The 16321-nt window shown below is 74.2% G+C and carries 15 protein-coding genes; 9 read left to right on the top strand and 6 right to left on the bottom strand.

Annotation, left to right across the window (positions count from 1 at the left end; genetic code table 11):
* Nucleotides 1-43: 43 nt before the first annotated feature.
* From AC07A4_RS06450 to AC07A4_RS06435, 4 genes are all read left to right on the top strand, one after another.
* Complete coding sequence (locus AC07A4_RS06450; protein WP_478593781.1) at nucleotides 44-469, top strand: pyridoxamine 5'-phosphate oxidase family protein; 426 nt, start codon at nucleotides 44-46, stop codon at nucleotides 467-469.
* Between the two features lie 183 nt (nucleotides 470-652).
* Complete coding sequence (locus tag AC07A4_RS06445) at nucleotides 653-2548, top strand: protein-arginine deiminase domain-containing protein (protein ID WP_478594376.1); 1896 nt, start codon at nucleotides 653-655, stop codon at nucleotides 2546-2548.
* Nucleotides 2549-2736: 188 nt separating this feature from the next.
* Nucleotides 2737-3393: an ATP-dependent Clp protease proteolytic subunit gene (locus AC07A4_RS06440; protein ID WP_478593779.1), complete on the top strand. Its 657-nt coding sequence runs from the start codon at nucleotides 2737-2739 to the stop codon at nucleotides 3391-3393.
* 2 nt (nucleotides 3394-3395) lie between these two features.
* Nucleotides 3396-4004: a ClpP family protease gene (locus tag AC07A4_RS06435; protein WP_478593776.1), complete on the top strand. Its 609-nt coding sequence runs from the start codon at nucleotides 3396-3398 to the stop codon at nucleotides 4002-4004.
* 37 nt (nucleotides 4005-4041) lie between these two features.
* Here the strand turns inward: AC07A4_RS06435 and AC07A4_RS06430 are convergent, their stop codons facing one another.
* Nucleotides 4042-4545 (bottom strand): helix-turn-helix domain-containing protein, encoded by a 504-nt coding sequence (locus AC07A4_RS06430; RefSeq protein WP_478593774.1) that lies wholly within the window; start codon nucleotides 4543-4545, stop codon nucleotides 4042-4044.
* A gap of 251 nt (nucleotides 4546-4796) precedes the next feature.
* Here AC07A4_RS06430 and AC07A4_RS06425 point away from each other — a divergent pair, with 251 nt between their 5' ends.
* A complete protein-coding gene (locus tag AC07A4_RS06425; RefSeq protein ID WP_478593772.1) occupies nucleotides 4797-5252 on the top strand; it encodes a hypothetical protein in 456 nt (151 codons plus the stop codon).
* A gap of 75 nt (nucleotides 5253-5327) precedes the next feature.
* Entirely contained in the window at nucleotides 5328-7694 is a 2367-nt protein-coding gene (gene secD, locus AC07A4_RS06420; protein WP_478593769.1) for a protein translocase subunit SecD, read from the top strand.
* A gap of 22 nt (nucleotides 7695-7716) precedes the next feature.
* Here secD and AC07A4_RS06415 read toward each other — a convergent pair whose 3' ends face one another.
* A complete protein-coding gene (locus AC07A4_RS06415) occupies nucleotides 7717-8931 on the bottom strand; it encodes a M20 metallopeptidase family protein (protein ID WP_478593767.1) in 1215 nt (404 codons plus the stop codon).
* A gap of 203 nt (nucleotides 8932-9134) precedes the next feature.
* A complete protein-coding gene (locus tag AC07A4_RS06410; RefSeq protein WP_478593764.1) occupies nucleotides 9135-10433 on the bottom strand; it encodes a M64 family metallopeptidase in 1299 nt (432 codons plus the stop codon).
* A gap of 254 nt (nucleotides 10434-10687) precedes the next feature.
* Here AC07A4_RS06410 and AC07A4_RS06405 point away from each other — a divergent pair, with 254 nt between their 5' ends.
* From AC07A4_RS06405 to AC07A4_RS06395, 3 genes are all read left to right on the top strand, one after another.
* A complete protein-coding gene (locus tag AC07A4_RS06405; protein WP_478593762.1) occupies nucleotides 10688-12133 on the top strand; it encodes a helix-turn-helix domain-containing protein in 1446 nt (481 codons plus the stop codon).
* A gap of 63 nt (nucleotides 12134-12196) precedes the next feature.
* Nucleotides 12197-12787 carry a GNAT family N-acetyltransferase gene (locus AC07A4_RS06400; RefSeq protein WP_478593759.1) on the top strand — a complete coding sequence of 197 codons (591 nt, stop codon included), beginning with the start codon at nucleotides 12197-12199 and terminating at the stop codon, nucleotides 12785-12787.
* A gap of 209 nt (nucleotides 12788-12996) precedes the next feature.
* Nucleotides 12997-14034: a cation diffusion facilitator family transporter gene (locus AC07A4_RS06395; RefSeq protein ID WP_478593757.1), complete on the top strand. Its 1038-nt coding sequence runs from the start codon at nucleotides 12997-12999 to the stop codon at nucleotides 14032-14034.
* 10 nt (nucleotides 14035-14044) lie between these two features.
* Here the strand turns inward: AC07A4_RS06395 and AC07A4_RS06390 are convergent, their stop codons facing one another.
* From AC07A4_RS06390 to AC07A4_RS06380, 3 genes are all read right to left on the bottom strand, one after another.
* Complete coding sequence (locus AC07A4_RS06390; RefSeq protein ID WP_478593755.1) at nucleotides 14045-14446, bottom strand: tautomerase family protein; 402 nt, start codon at nucleotides 14444-14446, stop codon at nucleotides 14045-14047.
* A 98-nt stretch (nucleotides 14447-14544) separates the two neighbouring features.
* Nucleotides 14545-15174 (bottom strand): LysE family transporter, encoded by a 630-nt coding sequence (locus AC07A4_RS06385; protein ID WP_478593753.1) that lies wholly within the window; start codon nucleotides 15172-15174, stop codon nucleotides 14545-14547.
* Between the two features lie 154 nt (nucleotides 15175-15328).
* Entirely contained in the window at nucleotides 15329-15862 is a 534-nt protein-coding gene (locus AC07A4_RS06380) for a DUF4232 domain-containing protein (RefSeq protein WP_478593750.1), read from the bottom strand.
* Nucleotides 15863-16321 lie beyond the last annotated feature (459 nt).

Here is a 16321-nt window from a genome sequence, read left to right as displayed (position 1 = left end):
GAACGTGACGCACCGTCATTCCGCATGGACGAAGGAGAAGCCGATGGCCCTGGCACGTGACGAGCGGGAACAGTTCCTGGCGGAACCGCACATCGCGGCGCTGTCCGTGACGGCCGAGGACGGCCGGGCGCCGCTCACCCTCCCGATCTGGTACCAGTACCAGCCCGGAGGCAACATCTGGATCATCACCCAGGCGGACTCCCGCAAGGCCCGACTCATCGCGTCCGCGGGCCGGTTCACGCTGATGGTGGACCGACTCGAACCGACGCTCCGGTACGTGTCGGTGGAGGGTCCCGTCATCGCGACGGAGCCCGCGACCCGCGAGCGGCTGCACGAGCTCTCCGCGCGCTACCTCCCCGCCGAAAAGGTCGACGACTACGTACGGGTCGCCTGGGAGGAGTACGGCGACCAGGTGCTCATCACGCTCCAGCCGCAGCGCTGGGTGTCGTCGGACCTCGGGACGATCTGACGCGGCGGCGGTAGCTCCGCCGCGTCCGACGGATCCGCCGTATCTTTCGCGCTGTCGTGGCAACCCCGGCGCCCTTTGCGGACTCTTTTCCTCCAGCAGCCCTCGTCCCATGACCAGAGGGCGCGGACCAAGAGGGGAACTGTGCACACACACAGCTGGAGAAAGATCGCGCTGGGCGCCGGCATGGCCGGGGTGCTCGCCGCCACGGGGGCGACGGCGATGGCCGACGACGGGGCCGCGGCCCGGGCGAAGGTGCCGGACCTGCGCGCGGACGTGAACCGCGACGGACGCGTCGACGTCGAGGGCACCACCGACGAGGACGGCGAGAACGTCTGGACGACGGCACGGGGCGCCGTCCTGCTGCCGAACATCGACGACGACGCCAAGCGCTGCCCGGTCAAGGACAGCCAGGGGCGCCCCCTGTCGAACGCCAAGCTCGCCCAGTGCAACGACGCGTCGGACACGAAGGTCAACGGCGCCAAGGACGCCGCCGACCTGGCCCGCCTGCGGACCGTGCCGCTGCCCGACGCGGCGGCGGGCAGCCACGGCACCGTGAAGGTCGTCGGCGCGGGCGCCAAGAAGTCGCGCCTGTTCATCAAGCGCGACGGCCGCTGGTCCCTGCTCAAGCCGGCCGACAAGCTCACCGCGAAGGAACTGCGCTCCGGCGTGGAGCTCGGCATCGAGGCCACCGACGTGGTGCGCGACTCCGCCCGCTGGAACGGCGACGTCACCGTGCGGTTCACCGTCACCGCCGACGGCGCGACCAAGGCCGACGACGTCCGCCTGCGCACCGCGCCGGTCCTCACCCACCACCATCTGCAAAAGGCCCAGGAAGTCCTGGTCACCAAGGTGAAGGGCGCCGGAGGCTACGGCCGCGCCCAGCGCAAGTTCGTCAAGGAACTCGCCAAGCAGGTCAAGGACGCCGGCATCAGCAAGCCGCTGACCACCTTCACCAAGTACGGCGACCCCTGGGCGCAGGACTTCGTCGAGCCGGGCTACGCCAGCATGCCCGGCCCGGACGGCAAGCCCCGCACCATGCGCGTCCTGATACGGTCCGCGCAGCTCGACCGCCCGGCGGGCCGCGAGCTGTTCGAGAAGCTGCGCGGCCCTGACGTCGGCGTGGTGCAGGTCGGCAAGGCCGGGGACAACGAGGAGTGGACGCTCAACTCCATGGGCAACCTGGAGACCATTCCGCCCTACAAGCTGGGGAACAAGAGCTACCCCGCCGGGCGCATCATCCAGGGCTACCGCAAGGACAACGGCTCCAAGCCCGCCAAATCCATGCGGATGTTCCTGAAGTCCCAGGGCGTCCAGGCGCCCCTGCTGCTCGACACCTCGTGGCTGTCCGTCGGGCACGTGGACGAGTTCGTCCAGTTCCTGCCCGCCGACACCGAGCGCGGCTGGCGCATCGGCGTGGCCGACCCGAAGGCCGGTGTGGAGCTCCTGCGCAAGGCCAAGCGCGAGGGCCACGGCGGCAAGAAGATGTTCTCGGTGCCGCGCGGCGAGGACGTCCCCGCGCCCAAGGAGACCATCAACAAGGTCCTCGGCTCCGCCAAGTTCCACGCGGACAACAAGCTCGCCGCCGAGCGCATCGAGGCCAACCTGGACACCCTCAAGCGCGAGACCGGCGTCACCGACGCCGAGATCGTGCGGGTGCCCGGCCTGTACGCACGGGACGGCCAGGAGAGCGGCGGCCTGAGCAGCAGCCAGAAGCTGCGCCGCCTCGGCCCGGACTCGCTGCGCAAGTTCAACCAGCTGCGCGGCGACGACAGCCGCGCGGAGCGCCCCGCCGGGGGCTCCGCCGCGCGCCGCGCCGCCTGGCAGAACAGCGCCTACATCCCGGGCGCCGTCAACGGCGTCCTGCTCAGCCCGACCCGCTACCTGGCACCCCAGCAGTGGGGCCCGGTCATCGGCGGCAAGGACATCTTCACCGAGGCCGTGACGTCCGTGTACGCCAAGGCCGGGTTCGGCACCTCGTACATCGACGACTGGTACACGTACCACATCGGCATGGGCGAGGTGCACTGCGGAACCAACACGCTGCGTGACACCAGCGCCCCGTGGTGGCCGAAGGCCTAGCCACCGCCCCCGTGGGGCCGGGGCCGCACCGCGCGGCACCGGTTCCACGGGTCTGCCTCCTGGACGTCGTCTGCTCCGGGCGAATCTGCCACCAGCCGACGAACCGGCCGCGGCGGCCCCGCGCGGCCGACAGTGGACGCACCCGGTCGCGGCGGCGCGACCGGCGTGACGACCAGGAGGTACTCGCGATGACACGGCTGATGACAGGACCGGCGGCGGCGTACGCGCTGCCGCGCGCCGAGGGCGGCGAGGCGCCCGCGACCCGCTTCGACGACCAGCTCGCGGCCCAACTGCTCGGGCAGCGCATCGTCTTCCTCGGCACCCAGGTCGACGAGGTCTCCGCCAACCGCGTGTGCGCGCAGCTGCTCCTGCTGTCCGCGGAGGACCCGCGCACCGACATCGCCCTGTTCATCAACAGCCCCGGCGGCTCGGTGCACGCGGGGCTCGCGATCTACGACACGATGCGCCTGATCCCCAACGACGTGGCGACCCTCGCGATGGGCTTCGCCGCCAGCATGGGCCAGTTCCTGCTCACCGTCGGCACGAAGGGCAAGCGGTACGCGCTGCCGAACGCGCGCGTCATGATGCACCAGCCGTCGGCCGGGGTCGGCGGCACCACCGCCGACATCGCGATCCAGGCGGAGAACCTGGAGTTCACCAAGCGGTCCATCGAGCGGATCACCGCCGAGCACACCGGGCAGAGCCCGGAGACCATCGCCCGCGACGGCGACCGCGACCGCTGGTTCACCGCCGAGCAGGCACGGGAGTACGGCATGGTCGACCGCGTCGTCGCCGCGCTCGACGACGTGCGCCCGGCTGCCACGAAGCGACGGATGGGGCTGTGACCATGGGCCAGTACACGATTCCCACCGTCGTCGAGCGCACCCCGCAGGGCGAGCGCGCCTACGACATCTACAGCCGGCTGCTCTCCGAGCGCATCATCTTCCTGGGCACCGAGATCGACGACGGCGTCGCCAACGTCGTCATCGCCCAGCTGCTGCACCTGGAGTCCTCGGCCCCGGACCGCGAGATCTCCCTCTACATCAACTCGCCCGGCGGCTCGGTCACCTCGCTCATGGCGATCTACGACACCATGACCTTCATCGGCGCGCCCATCTCGACGTTCTGCGTCGGGCAGGCCGCCTCGACCGCCGCCGTCCTGCTCGCCGGGGGCGACGCCGGGCGCAGGTTCGTCCTGGAGCACGCGCGCGTGCTGCTCGGGCAGCCCGCGAGCGGCGGCCAGCAAGGCACCGTGTCGGACCTGAGCCTGCACGCCAAGGAAATGCAGCGCATCCGCTCCCAGGTCGAGGAGGTCCTGGCCCGGCACACCCGCCACGACGTGGCGACGCTGCGCGCCGACACCGACCGCGACAAGGTGTTCACCGCGCGGGAGGCGGTGGCCTACGGCCTCGCCGACGAGGTGGTCACGCGCCGCAGGGCCGCCGCGCTGCTCTGAGCGGGCGGCCTCGCGGCGGGCGGCGGCCGCGCCGGGGTCAGGCGACCAGGCTCAGCCGACCCTGATGCGGCCCGCCGCCGCTCCACGGGGCTCCGCCCGCGAGCGGCGCCAGGGAGGCGCGCGGTGCCAGGGAGCCGGACCTCCCGGTGCCGTGCCGCCCGTCCTGGGCGCGCCGCCCGGACGACGTCAGCTCGTGGTGGGCCAGGCCGAGGAGGTCGGCGAGACCGAGGCCGAGGGCGTGCGCGGCCGCCGCGAGGACCTCCGACGACGCCTCCTTGCGGCCCCGCTCGACCTCGGAGAGATACGGCACCGAGATCCGGGCCGCGTCCGCGACATCCTTCAACGTGCGCTCCTGGGCGAGGCGTTCGCGCCGCAGCACGGCCCCGACCAGGTCACGCCACAGGGGCTCCCGGGGAGCGGGCGCCGGGGGCGCCGCCGGGGCGGCCGGGCGCAGGGGGATGACGCGGGCGTCCCGGTCCTGCTGCCGCTGGGGCTTCGAGGCGTCCGAGGAGTGCGCGGCGTTCGTCGCGTGGCTGGTCACCGCTTCAGGGTAGGAGCGCGGGCGATCGCGGTGGTGATGTTCTGCCATGGGCGAAGTACGTTCTGCCTTCGGCGAAGCGCGGGCACCGGGGGCGCGGCAGCAGCCGGGAACTCGGGCGCGGAGGCCGACGGGAACTCGGGCGCGCCCCACGGCGTTGGAGGGGTGGTGCTCCGGGCACCGCCCCCGGCGAGGCCCGGGCGGACCCCGGCCCCGGACGACCACCGCCCCGACGACCCGGCCAGGAGGCCCGCGTGCCGCATCGCACCCGGTCGGCCCGGATCGCCGCGTCGGTCCTCGCGGTCGTCCTCGCGGTCCTGGCGCTCGCCGCGCCGTCCCGTGACGTCGGCGCGGTCCCGGTCGTCCAGACCCTGGCGGCCGCCGAGGCCCACGCCACCGCACTGGCCCCGGCCGCAGCCGCGCACAACGGTGAGCGGGCCCCGGTCGCGGCCCACGCCCTCGACCCGCGCGGCCCCGAGGCGCCGCACGCCGTCCAGGCGACGGCCCTCCACGCGCACCCCGCGCACCTCCCGCACCCGCCGTACGCGGGCACCACGGCCGCCGACCGCGCGCCCCCGCACCGGTCCGCGGGCGGACCCGCCGCGCCCCCGCACACCACGGCCCCGGCCCGGCGGCACCCGGACGCCGGGCCCCGGCCGCGCGGCCCACCGCCACCGATGAGCAACGACACCGATCAGGACGCCGCCTGACGGGCGCTCACCGCGCCCGGCCGCCGCGCCGTCCCGCCCTTCGTCATGCCCTCATCGTGGATGTGGAGTACACCCATGCCCCGCGCACCGCTGTGGCGTGCGATCGTCGCGCTCGTCGCCGTCGCCGCCTCGCTCTACCTCGCCCTCACCCAGTCACCGCGTCTCGGACTCGATCTGAGGGGCGGCACCCAGATCGTCCTGGAGACCAAGGACTCACCCACCGTCAAGGCCGACGAGGCCGCGACCCGCAGGGCCGTCGAGGTGCTGCGCCAGCGCGTCGACGCCCTCGGCGTGTCCGAGCCGAGCCTCGCCCAGGCGGGCGACAAGCGCATCGTCGTCGAACTCCCCGGAGTGCGCGACCCGCGCGAGGCCGCCGAGGTCATCGGCCGCACCGCGCAGCTGACCGTGCACCCGGTCACCGGCGAGACAGCCGCGCCGGGCCGCACGGCCCCCGCCGCCGACGGCTCCCGCACCCTGCCCGACCCCGACCGCCGCGGCGGCCACCTGAAGCTCGGCCCGACCGCCCTCACCGGCGACGGCGTGAAGGACGCCGACGCGGTCCTCGACCAGCAGACCCTCAACGGCTGGTACGTCACCCTCGACTTCCGGGACAAGGCGGGCGGCGACTGGGCCCGCGTCACCGGCGAGGCGGCCTGCGCGCCCCAGGACGCGCCGCAGCGCCGGGTGGCCATCGTCCTCGACGGCAAGGTCATCTCGGCGCCGGGCGTCAACGCGGACGTCCGCTGCGGCACCGGCATCACCGGCGGCAGCACCCAGATCACCGGCGGCTTCGACGAGGGCGAGGCCCGCGACCTGGCCGCGCTCGTCAAGGGCGGCGCCCTGCCGGTCCCCGTCGACGTGGTCGAACAACGCACCGTCGGCCCCACGCTCGGCGCCGCCGCGATCACCGCGAGCACCCAGGCCGCGCTCATCGGCCTCGCCCTGACCGGCCTGTTCATCATCGTCGTCTACCGGCTGCTCGGCGCCCTCGCCACCGTCGCCCTCGCCCTGTACGGACTCATGGCGTACGCCGCGCTCCTCGCCATCGGCGCCACCCTGACGCTGCCCGGGCTCGCCGGTTTCGTCCTCGCCATCGGCATGGCGGTCGACGCCAACGTCCTGGTCTTCGAGCGGGCCCGCGAGGAGTACCTGGCGCCCCGGCCGCAGGGCAAGGGCCGCACCGGCCGGGCCCCGAGGAGCCTCGCCCGCGCCCTGCACACCGGGTTCACCAAGGCCTGGAGCGCGGTCGTCGACTCCAACGTCACCACGCTGCTCGCCGCGGGGCTGCTGTTCTTCTTCGCCGCCGGGCCCGTGAAGGGCTTCGGGGTGACCCTGTCCATCGGCGTCCTGGTGTCGATGGTGGCGTCGTTCGTCGTCACCCGGGCCCTCGCGGAGTTCGCGGTGCGCCGCGGCTTCGTGCGGGCGCGCCCACGCCTGACGGGCCTCGCCACCACCGGCCGCGTCCGCACGCTCCTGGCCCGCCGCAACCCCCGGCTCGTCCGCCGCAGGGGCCGGCTGCTCGGCGCCAGCGCGCTCCTGGTGGCGGTGGCCGTCGCCGGGATCGTGGTGCGCGGACTCGACCTGGGGGTCGAGTTCACCGGCGGGCGGCTCGTCGAGTACTCCACCAGCAAGCCGGTGGACGCCGACACCGCCCGTGGCGCCGTCGCGGACGCCGGGTTCCCGCGCGCGGTGGTGCAGGAGTCAGGCGACGGCGAGACCGCCGACATCAGCGTGCGCACCGGCGACCTCAGCGACGCCGAACAGGAACGGATCAAGGAGGCACTCGCGGGGCCCGGCGGGACGGTGACCGTCGAGCGCGACGAGCGCATCGGCCCGAGCCTCGGCGAGGAGCTGCGCCAAAAGGCGCTGGTCGCCCTTGGCGTCGCCGTCGCCGCCCAACTGCTGTATCTGAGCGTCCGGTTCCGCTGGACGTTCGCCACGGCCGCCGTCGTCGCGATGGTCCACGACGTGCTCCTCGTGGTGGGCCTGTTCGCCTGGCTGGGCAGGACCGTCGACAGCGTGTTCCTGGCCGCCGTGCTCACCGTCATCGGGTACTCGGTCAACGACACGGTGGTCGTCTTCGACCGCGTCCGCGAGGCGCGGCGCCGCGACCCGCGGGCCGATCTGGCCGAGACCGCCAACACGGCCGTGCTCCGCACGCTACCGCGGACCGTGAACACCGGCATGGGCGCCCTGTTCGTGCTCGCCGCCCTGTTCGCGCTCGGCGGGGACTCCCTCGCGGACTTCTCCCTCGCGCTGATCGCGGGCGTCGTCCTCGGCATGGTGTCGACGGTGACGGTGGCGGTGCCCGCGGCCGTGCTCCTGGAGGGGCGCCACCCCGCGCCCCGGTCGCCGCGCCCGGGCGGGACGGCGTCCGGCGGGGCGCCGTCAGGGCCGCTGGCCGCGCGACGGCACGCAAGCGGCACCGGCGCCGTCGTCTGACGGCGGCCCGTGGTGCGCGCGGTCAGTCGCCCAGGTGCGCCAGGGCGACGGCCGCGTGCACCGCGCTGCCGACCGCGAGGGCGTCCTCGTCGAAGACGACCCGGTTGGAGTGGATGTCGGGGGCGCCCTCGGGCGGCGCGTCCGGGGGCCGGGCGCCGAGGAAGGCCAGGGTGCCGGGGACGCGCTCAAGGACGTACGAGAAGTCCTCGCCGCCCATCACCGGCGCGGCCAGGTGCTTGACGCGGTCCGCTCCGAGCAGGTCCGTCGCCGCGGCCCGCGCGGCCCCGGTGGCGGACTCGTCGTTGACGACCGGCGGATAGCCGTCCGTGAGCTCCGTCTCGACGGTGGCGCCGTGCGCGGCGGCGACGTGGTGCGCGACCCGGGCGACGCTCTCGCGCAGCGCGGCCCGGGTGGTCGCGGTCAGCGTGCGGAAGGTGCCGTGGAGTTCGGCGGTCTCCGGGATGACGTTGGTGGTGGTGCCCGCCTCGATCCGGGCCACGGTGAGGACGGCGGGGTCGAAGACGTGCACCGTGCGGGTCACCGCCGTCTGCAGCGCCTGCACGATCTCGCAGGCCACCGGGATGGGGTCGAGGGCCAGGTGCGGGGCGGACGCGTGGCCGCCGCGGCCCCGGACCGTGATGTGCAGCTGGTCGGCCGCGGCGAACGTGGGACCGGGCCGCAGGTGCACGGTGCCGGAGTCGAACCGGGTGGACACGTGCAGGGCGAAGGCGGCGTCCACCCCGGCCCCTTCGGCGTCGAGGACGCCCTCGTCGATCATGTGCCGGGCGCCGCCGAAGTTCTCCTCGCCGGGCTGGAACATGAACACGACGCGCCCGCGCACGTCCGCGCGCCGGGCCGCGAGCAGCCGGGCGGCGCCGACCAGCATCGCCGTGTGCAGATCGTGTCCGCAGGCGTGCGTGGCGCCGGGCACCTCGGAGGCGAACGCGAGGCCGGTGTCCTCCCGCAGGGGCAGCGCGTCCATGTCGCCGCGCAGCAGCACCGTCCGCCCGGGCAGGGCACCCTCCAGGGTGGCGACCACGGAGCTCAGCCGCTCACCGGTGGTGATCCGCAGCGGCAGCCCGTCGAGGGCGGCCAGGACCGCCCGCTGGGTGCGCGGCAGGTGCAGGCCGATCTCCGGGGCGCGGTGCAGGGCGCGCCGCAGGGCGACGAGGGAGGGCAGCAGGCCGCGGGCCGACGCGTTCAGGCCCCGCGGCGCGGCGGGCGCGGCGGCGCTCATGCCGCGGCTTCGACGGTCAGGGTCACGGGGCGGCCTCCGGGCCTGCGAGGGAGGGGACGGCCCGCGGCCGGGCGGGCCGCCAGGAGACTGCCCGTCCGTACGCCGCGCCATGCCGGAGCCCCCGGGGCCTGACGGGTTTTCGGCCCCAGGCGCGCGGGCCCGCACCCGCCCCGGCCCCTCGACGGCCGGGGCGGGAAGCGGACTCAGCGGGACACGTGCCAGGTCAGGGACCCCGTCAGGAGCTTGCGCAGCTCCGGGTCGAGGACCGCCTTGGTGCGGTCGGCGGCACGCACCGACACCGAGTGCGCGCGGCCGTCGGCGGGCACGCCCAGGGCGCGCGGCGTGACGGCCTTGGCGTCCTTGGGCCGCTTGGCCGCGCGGCCGTCGACGTACCAGCGCAGCCGGACGCCGTCGCCCGCCTCCACCCTGATGCGCTGCCCCCGCTTCACCACGGTGTCCGCGGGCGTCGTGCTGGTGACCACCGAGGCGTGCCGGTGGAAGCCCGCGATCATCGCCTCGCGCCCGGGCAGGTTGAACTCACGGCCGAGCGTGCGCATGATCGAGTCCTCGGTGGGCCGGTACAGGCCGCGCGGGTAGTAGCCGCCGCCCTCGTAGGTGCCCACGGTGCCGCCGTCCGGCGAGGTCTGTCCGAGCCAGCGGTACCACTTCTTGCGCTGCGCGCTCAGCTGGGCCGCGGTGAGCTTGCTGATGTTCGACTCCCACGGCTCGGCCCCCGTGTAGGTGCCGTACTCGTCGTACCAGTACTCGTCCGCGAGCTTGCCCAGCGAGTGCCCGAGCTCGTGCACGACGACCTGGGAGGACTTGGCGTTGTCGGAGGACGCGGTGGCGATGCCGTCGTAGCCCGAGGGCGAGGTGATGTCGTTGTAGCCCGCGCCGCCGTACTTCGTGGAGTTCGAGAGCACGATCACCACGTCGGGGTCCGCGGCCTTGGAGGCGTACGACTCGACCTTCTTCTCGTCGACGCACAGCAACCGCTCGATGTTGTCGCAGAAGAAGTACGAGCCGAGCGCGGTGTCCTTGCGCACGGTGCTCGTCGGGTCGCCCGAGACGCCCGACTGCCGCGAGTGGGCGTCCACGGCCCACACGTTGAAGAGGTTCTTGTACGAGGCGTACGGCTCGACCGCGGAGACCTCCGCCCACTTGGTGCGGACGTCGGCGTGGAAGTCCTCCTGCTGGGCGGCGGTGTAGCCGTCGCCGATGAACACGACGTCGGCCTTGGTGCCGACGGGGCCGTTCCGCACGATCGGCACGACGTCCCCGTCGCCCGCCCGCGCCCGCTCCTGCTGGTCCGCGCGGTCCTTGCCGGACAGCGGGGGCGCCACGGGGACGTCGGTGTGCCGGGGGTGGCCGTCCGCGGTGAAGTACTCGACGCGCTGGGTGGGCCTCTCGGTGGCGTCCGGGTCGGCGGCCGCCGCGCCGCCGGTGGCGGAGAGGGTCGCCGCGAGGGTGGCACCGGCGGCCAGGGCTATCTGGAGTCGCACGCGTCCGGTTCTTCTGGATATGCCGGACTTGCTGCTACGCATGGGGGGTCCTCCCGAAGTCCGCCGATTAAACGGCGAGTTAAGCCGGATTAAGGCGCGGCTCAACGTAGAGGCTGGCGAGAAAGGAGGCAATGGATCGCGCCAAGTTGCTCATGTGACGGGTGAGTTCACGCCACCGATCGCACCCGTCCGGGCTCTACCCAACCCCGCGTCCATCGACTTAGCTCAGATCACCGACCTACGGAGGGGGAGAGGTGGCGGAAAGCAGCCCCGAGGGCGCGCGCCTCGGCGACCAGGCCGAAATCGGCCGCCGCGTGCTGCGGCTTCGCACCGAGCGAGGCCTCACACAGCGGCAGTTGGCCGAGCCGTCCTACACGCCCGCGTACGTCTCCACGCTGGAGTCCGGCAAGGTGCGGCCCTCGGAGGCCGCCCTCAGATACCTGGCGGGGCGGCTCGGCGTCGACTACGAGGAGCTGGCGACAGGACGCCCCACCCGGCTCGCCACCGAGCTGCGGATGCGGCTCACCGACGCCCGCCGCGCCCTCGCCACCGGGGCGCCCGAGGACGCGGGCGCCGTCTTCCGCTCGCTGCGCGCGGAGGCCGCCGCCCACGCCCTCGTCCCCGAACAGGCCGCCGCGCTGCAGGGCCTCGGCGACTGCCTGCTGGAGTCCGGCGAACTGACCGCCGCCCGCGACTGCTTCGCCGAGGCCGAGCAGCTCCTCGCCGACGAGCCGCTGCCGCGCCGCGTCCCCGCGATCCGCGGCCGCGCCACCGCCCACCTCCTCACCGGCGAACTGCGCTACGCCTGCTACCTCCTGGAGTCCACCCTCGACGAGCTCAACGCCTCCGGCCTGCACGACCCGGACGCCCTGCTCCTGCTGTACACCGCCTCCATCGCCCCCTACATGGACATGGGCGCGCACGCCCGCGCCGCCCAGGCCGCCGAACTCGCCCTCGCGCTCGCCCCGAGCGTCAGCGACCCCGCGCTCGTCGCCCATATGCACCGGGGCGTCGCCCGCACCCTGATCGCCGAGGGCCGCACCGCCGAGGCCGACGCCTCCCTCGCCAAGGCCCAGGAGCTCTACCGGCAGCTGCACATCCGCACCGAACTCGCCCACTGCCACTGGATGCGCGGCTACGTCCACGCCCAGGACGGCGACCTGGAGGGCGCCGAGAGCGAGCTGCGCACCGCCCGCGACATGCTCGCCTCCAAGCGGGCCGCGCTCTTCACCGAGCAGGTCGAGGTCGAACTCGCGGACGTGCTGCGCCGCCGCGGCAAGACCAGCGAGGCGGAGGCCCTGCTGCGGCCCTTGCTCACCTCGGGTGCAGCCGGTGAAACGGGCAGACGGGGCGAAGCTGTTGAAACGGGTGGTTCCCGTACGTCCCGGGCGGCCGTCGCGGCGCTGAGCGCGGAGCGCGGCGCCGTGCACGCGGGCGGCGCGCACCGCCTGCTCGGCCTGATCGCCGAGGAGCGCGGCGACACCGAGAGTGCCGAGGAGCACTACTGCGCCGCCCTGTCCCTGCTCGAACGCTCCAGCGCCGCCGGGGACCTGGCCGACCTGTGCCGACTCCTCGGCGATCTGCTGCGCCGCACGGGACGCGTCGAGGCCGCGCTCGACGCCTACCGCACCGGCCTCGGCCACCGGGCCGCCCCCGGCACCACCACCCTGGGCCCGGCCCCGGCGACACCGCCGCTGTGAGCCGTGCCGCACACCGGCCCCCGGGGCTCGTGAGGTGATCACGGCTCTGCTTCGATGGGGGCGATGAGTGCCGATGCGATCAGAGCCGACGTGACTGCCACCGCGCGCCCCGCACCGCCCAGGGCCGCCGCCCGCCCGCCCCTCGACTGGCCCGCCGCGCTGACGACGCCGCGCCTGACCCTGCGCCCCGTCGAGGAGCCGGACGTCCCGCACATCGCCCGCCTGTGGACGGACCCGCGGGTGCGCCGCCACCTGGGAGGCCCGGTCGCCGAAGCCGTGGCCGACGCCCGCAGGAGCCAGTGCGTGGGCGCGCCCGGGGCGTTCGCCGTCGCGCGGGACGGCGACGGGGAGGTGCTCGGCCTGGTCGCGGCCGAGCACGACGGCCACGAGGGCCACACCGAGGTGTCGTACCAGTTCCTGCCCGAGCACTGGGGGCAGGGCTACGCGCGCGAGGCGGTCGCCGCCCTCGTCGCCTGGGCCCGGTGCGCGGTGCGCTCCCCGGCCCCGGGCGTCGTCGCCGTCACCCAGCGCGCCAACACCCGCTCCCGCCATCTGCTCGGCACCCTCGGCGCCACCACGACGGACGACTTCGTCGCCTACGGCGAGCCGCAAGTGCTGTACGCATTCCCCTCGGCGGCGCCCCGTGACGAGTGAGCCCTTTCCTCCGCGGGCGCTGGCGAACCAGGTGATTTCAGCCGACATCGGAATTTCATTTACCGGACAGTAGGAGGCCATGCGGGCCCCGCTATTCGGAATTGAAAACGGTCACCGATGCAGCCTTTGCCAGGCCCGGCGAACTGCGCTTAACTTCCGTGCGTCAGTCGCCGATTCGGCCGACAGTCGATTCAGCCGACAGCCGATCCATGTGGGGGGAAAATTCCGTGGGGCACGCGCACACGCACGGGCACGGGCACGGCCACGACCACAAGGCGGACGGCCATGCCGGGCACAGCCACGGGGTCTCCGCGGACGCCGACAGGCGCTGGCTTTCCCTCGCGCTCGTATTGATTGGCGTTTTCATTGCCGTAGAGACCGTCATTGCCTTCATGGCCGGTTCTCTGGCGCTGATCTCCGATGCCGTCCACATGCTCACGGACGCTTTCTCGATCGTGCTCGCACTCGTCGCGATGCGGCTCGCGGCGCGGCCCGCCAAAGGCACGTACACCTTCGGTCTGAAGCGCGCCGAGATACTCTCCGCCCAGGCCAACGGCCTCACCCTGCTGCTCGCCGCGGCCTGGCTCGGCTATGAGGCCGTCGAGCGGCTGCTGCACCCGCCGGAGGTCACCGGCTGGATGGTGCTCACCACCGCGCTCGTGGGGGTGGCCGTCAACCTCGTGGCCACCTGGTGCCTGTCCAAGGCCAACCGCTCGTCCCTGAACGTCGAGGGCGCCTACCAGCACATCCTCAACGACCTGTTCGCCTTCATCGGCACCGCGGTCGCGGGCGTCGTCGTCATGACGACGGGCTTCGCCCGCGCCGATACCATCGCCACGCTCTTCGTCGTCGCCCTCATGGTCAAGGCGGGCTACGGCCTCCTTCGGGACTCCGGCCGCATCCTCCTCGAAGCGGCCCCCGCGGACCTCGACCCGGACGCGATCGGCGTCAAGCTCGCCGCCGAGCCCGCGGTGGCGGAGGTCCACGACCTGCACGTATGGACCATCACCTCCGGCGAACCCGCCCTGTCCGCACACGTCATGGTGCACCCCGGCGGCGACTGCCACGCCGTGCGCCGCGGCCTGGACAGGCTCCTCGCCGACGAGTACGGCCTGACCCACACCACGCTCCAGATCGACCACGAGGACCACGGCGGCGACGCGGGACGCCTCGCCGCCGTCGCCCCGGCACCGCACTGCGCCAACGGCCACGGCCCGACCCACCGCGGCGCCCCGCACGCCCGCTGAACGGCCTGGCTCAGGCCGAGGCGGGCGGCGCGGGGGCGTACTGCGCCTCGCCGTGGCCGAGTGACCAGTCGGCCGACTCGTTCTCGACCACGGTGATGAAGACGTTGCGCGGCTCGGTTCCCGCGTAGGTCTCGGCCAGTTCGGCGATGCGCCGGTACAGGGCGCGTTTGCGCTCGGGCGTCCGGCCCGCGCGCATCGTGATCAGGACGTAGACGATGCCGTCGTCGCGGCGCACACCCAGGTAGTCGCCGTGGCGCAGGGTGCCGCTGACGCCGTCGTGGCTGGTGAGGATCTGGAAGTGGTCGTCGGGCGGAATGCCGAGCGTCTCCACCAGGGCCTCGTGCACGGCGCGGCCGAGGGCGTCGAGCCGCGCGCCGTCGGCACGCAGCGCGTCGATGCGGACCAGGGGCATGACGGGGTCTCCCTTCCGGAGGGTCAGGCCGGGGCCGAGGCCGGGCCAAGGCTGTGTACATACTAGTAGGTACACAGCCTTGGCCTCTTGCCTCTGACCTAGGCCGTCACCAGCAGCTGGGCCGCGAGGGCCGTGATCACCGCGCTGGACGCGAGGGCCGTCGCCAGCCGGCCGGTGCGGCCGGTCAGGGCGCGGCCGAGCAGCGCGCCGCCCCCGGCGAGCAGCAGCTGCCAGCTCGCCGACGCCGCGAAGGCGGCCAGGGTGAACACGGCCTGCCCGAGCGGGTCCCGCGCCGCGCCGGAGCCGCTGCCCACCACCAGGGCCGCGAAGTAGACGACGGTGGCGGGGTTGAGCAGGGTGATGCCGAGGAACGCGGCGAACGCGCGGGTCCCGGACGCCGGGGCCCCGGAGGACGGCGACGGCGCGTCGGGCGCTCGGTACTGGCGGACGGCCACGGCGGCGGAGCGCAGCGCCAGGGCGACGAGGACCAGGGCGGAGGCCCAGCGCAGTAGGCCCGTCACGGGCGCCACGACCTGGGCCGCCGCGGCGCCCGCCACGGTCGCGACCAGGGCATACAGGCCGTCGGCCGTCGCCACTCCCAGGGCCGCGCAGGCCCCGGTCCGCAGGGAGGTGCGGGCGCTGAGCGCCACCAGATACGTCGCGACCGCCCCGACCGGCAGGGCGATGCCGTACCCGGCGACGAGGCCCGCGACCAGGTCGCCGGTCACCGCGGCGGAAGCGTCGGCCTCCAGGGTCGGCCGGGCTGCCGCTGGCCGCGCGCCGGGCGGGCGGGGGCGGGCGGAAGCGGGGCGGGTGCGCGGTGCGTGGACATGGCCCGAGCTTGTTACCCGGGCGGCCGCCCGGGCAACTGGTTTTCGCCGCTCAGCGCGTCGCGTTCCGCAGGGCCGCGTCGGCCTTCGCGCGCGTCGGCTGCCACCACGTGGTCACGGGCTCCCACACCCGCACGCCCTGGGGCAGGCCCAGCGCGTCGTCGGTGAACTGCTTGCCCCGGTGCGAGGGGTCGCCCGCGACGGTGATGAAGTCCACCAGGCGGGCGCTGGTGTCACCGGGCTTGGCGGCGGTGCGCACGGCGGCGTACGCGGTGCGGCCCGCGCCCACCTTGTACGGCGCGCTCTCGGTGGCGGGGACCGGCTGCGCGGCGCCGTCCAGGGTGCCGAACGTGACGGTCGGGATGCGGTCGACGACGCACGCCGCGCCGGTGCGGTTGGTCACCGAGACGCGCAGCACCCCGGGCTTGTCGGCGGCGGCCGCCTTCACGGTGAGGGCGGAGGCGCGGCAGGTCGGCGCGCGGTCGGCGGCGGCCGGACCCGCCTGCCGCGCCCCGGCGGTGGGGGCGAGGACGAGCAGCGCGGCGCCGACGGCGGCCGAGAGGGTGAGCGGAGAGCGAGTGCGCATGGTGCGGTATCCCCTGTTCGAAGGTGCGGGGCCCGGTGGCCCGGTGGCCCGGCGGCCTGGAGGCTCGCATCGACCGGCGAAGACGTACATCGCGCCGTACGCGTCGACAGTGCCGTGAGGTTCTGCCTTGATGACTGACGAGACGGCTGTCTGGTTGCGTTGGCGGCGGGATTCGCACCCGTCGGCCGCCGGGGAACGGCCCGCTGGCCTCGGCCTGTTGGGGCCCGGCCTGCTGGGACGCGGTCCGGTGGGACGCACGGCTCGGGCGTGGGGGAGCCGTGGGCCTTCACCTGGACGCCTCGGCCCGGGCGCCGAGCCCGGACGCCCCCACCGGCACGCCCGCCCCGTACGCCCCGCCCCGCGTGGCGCGAACGCGACGGGGGCCCTTGACATCCACCCACGCCGCCGCGACGCTCCATCACGCTCGTGTTAACGCTAACACCGGGCCGGGGGACACCC

It is taken from the genome of Streptomyces sp. NPDC043996, from assembly GCF_056435225.1.
Note: the sequence above shows the minus strand (reverse complement) of the source record. Positions and strands in the feature narration are given on the sequence as shown.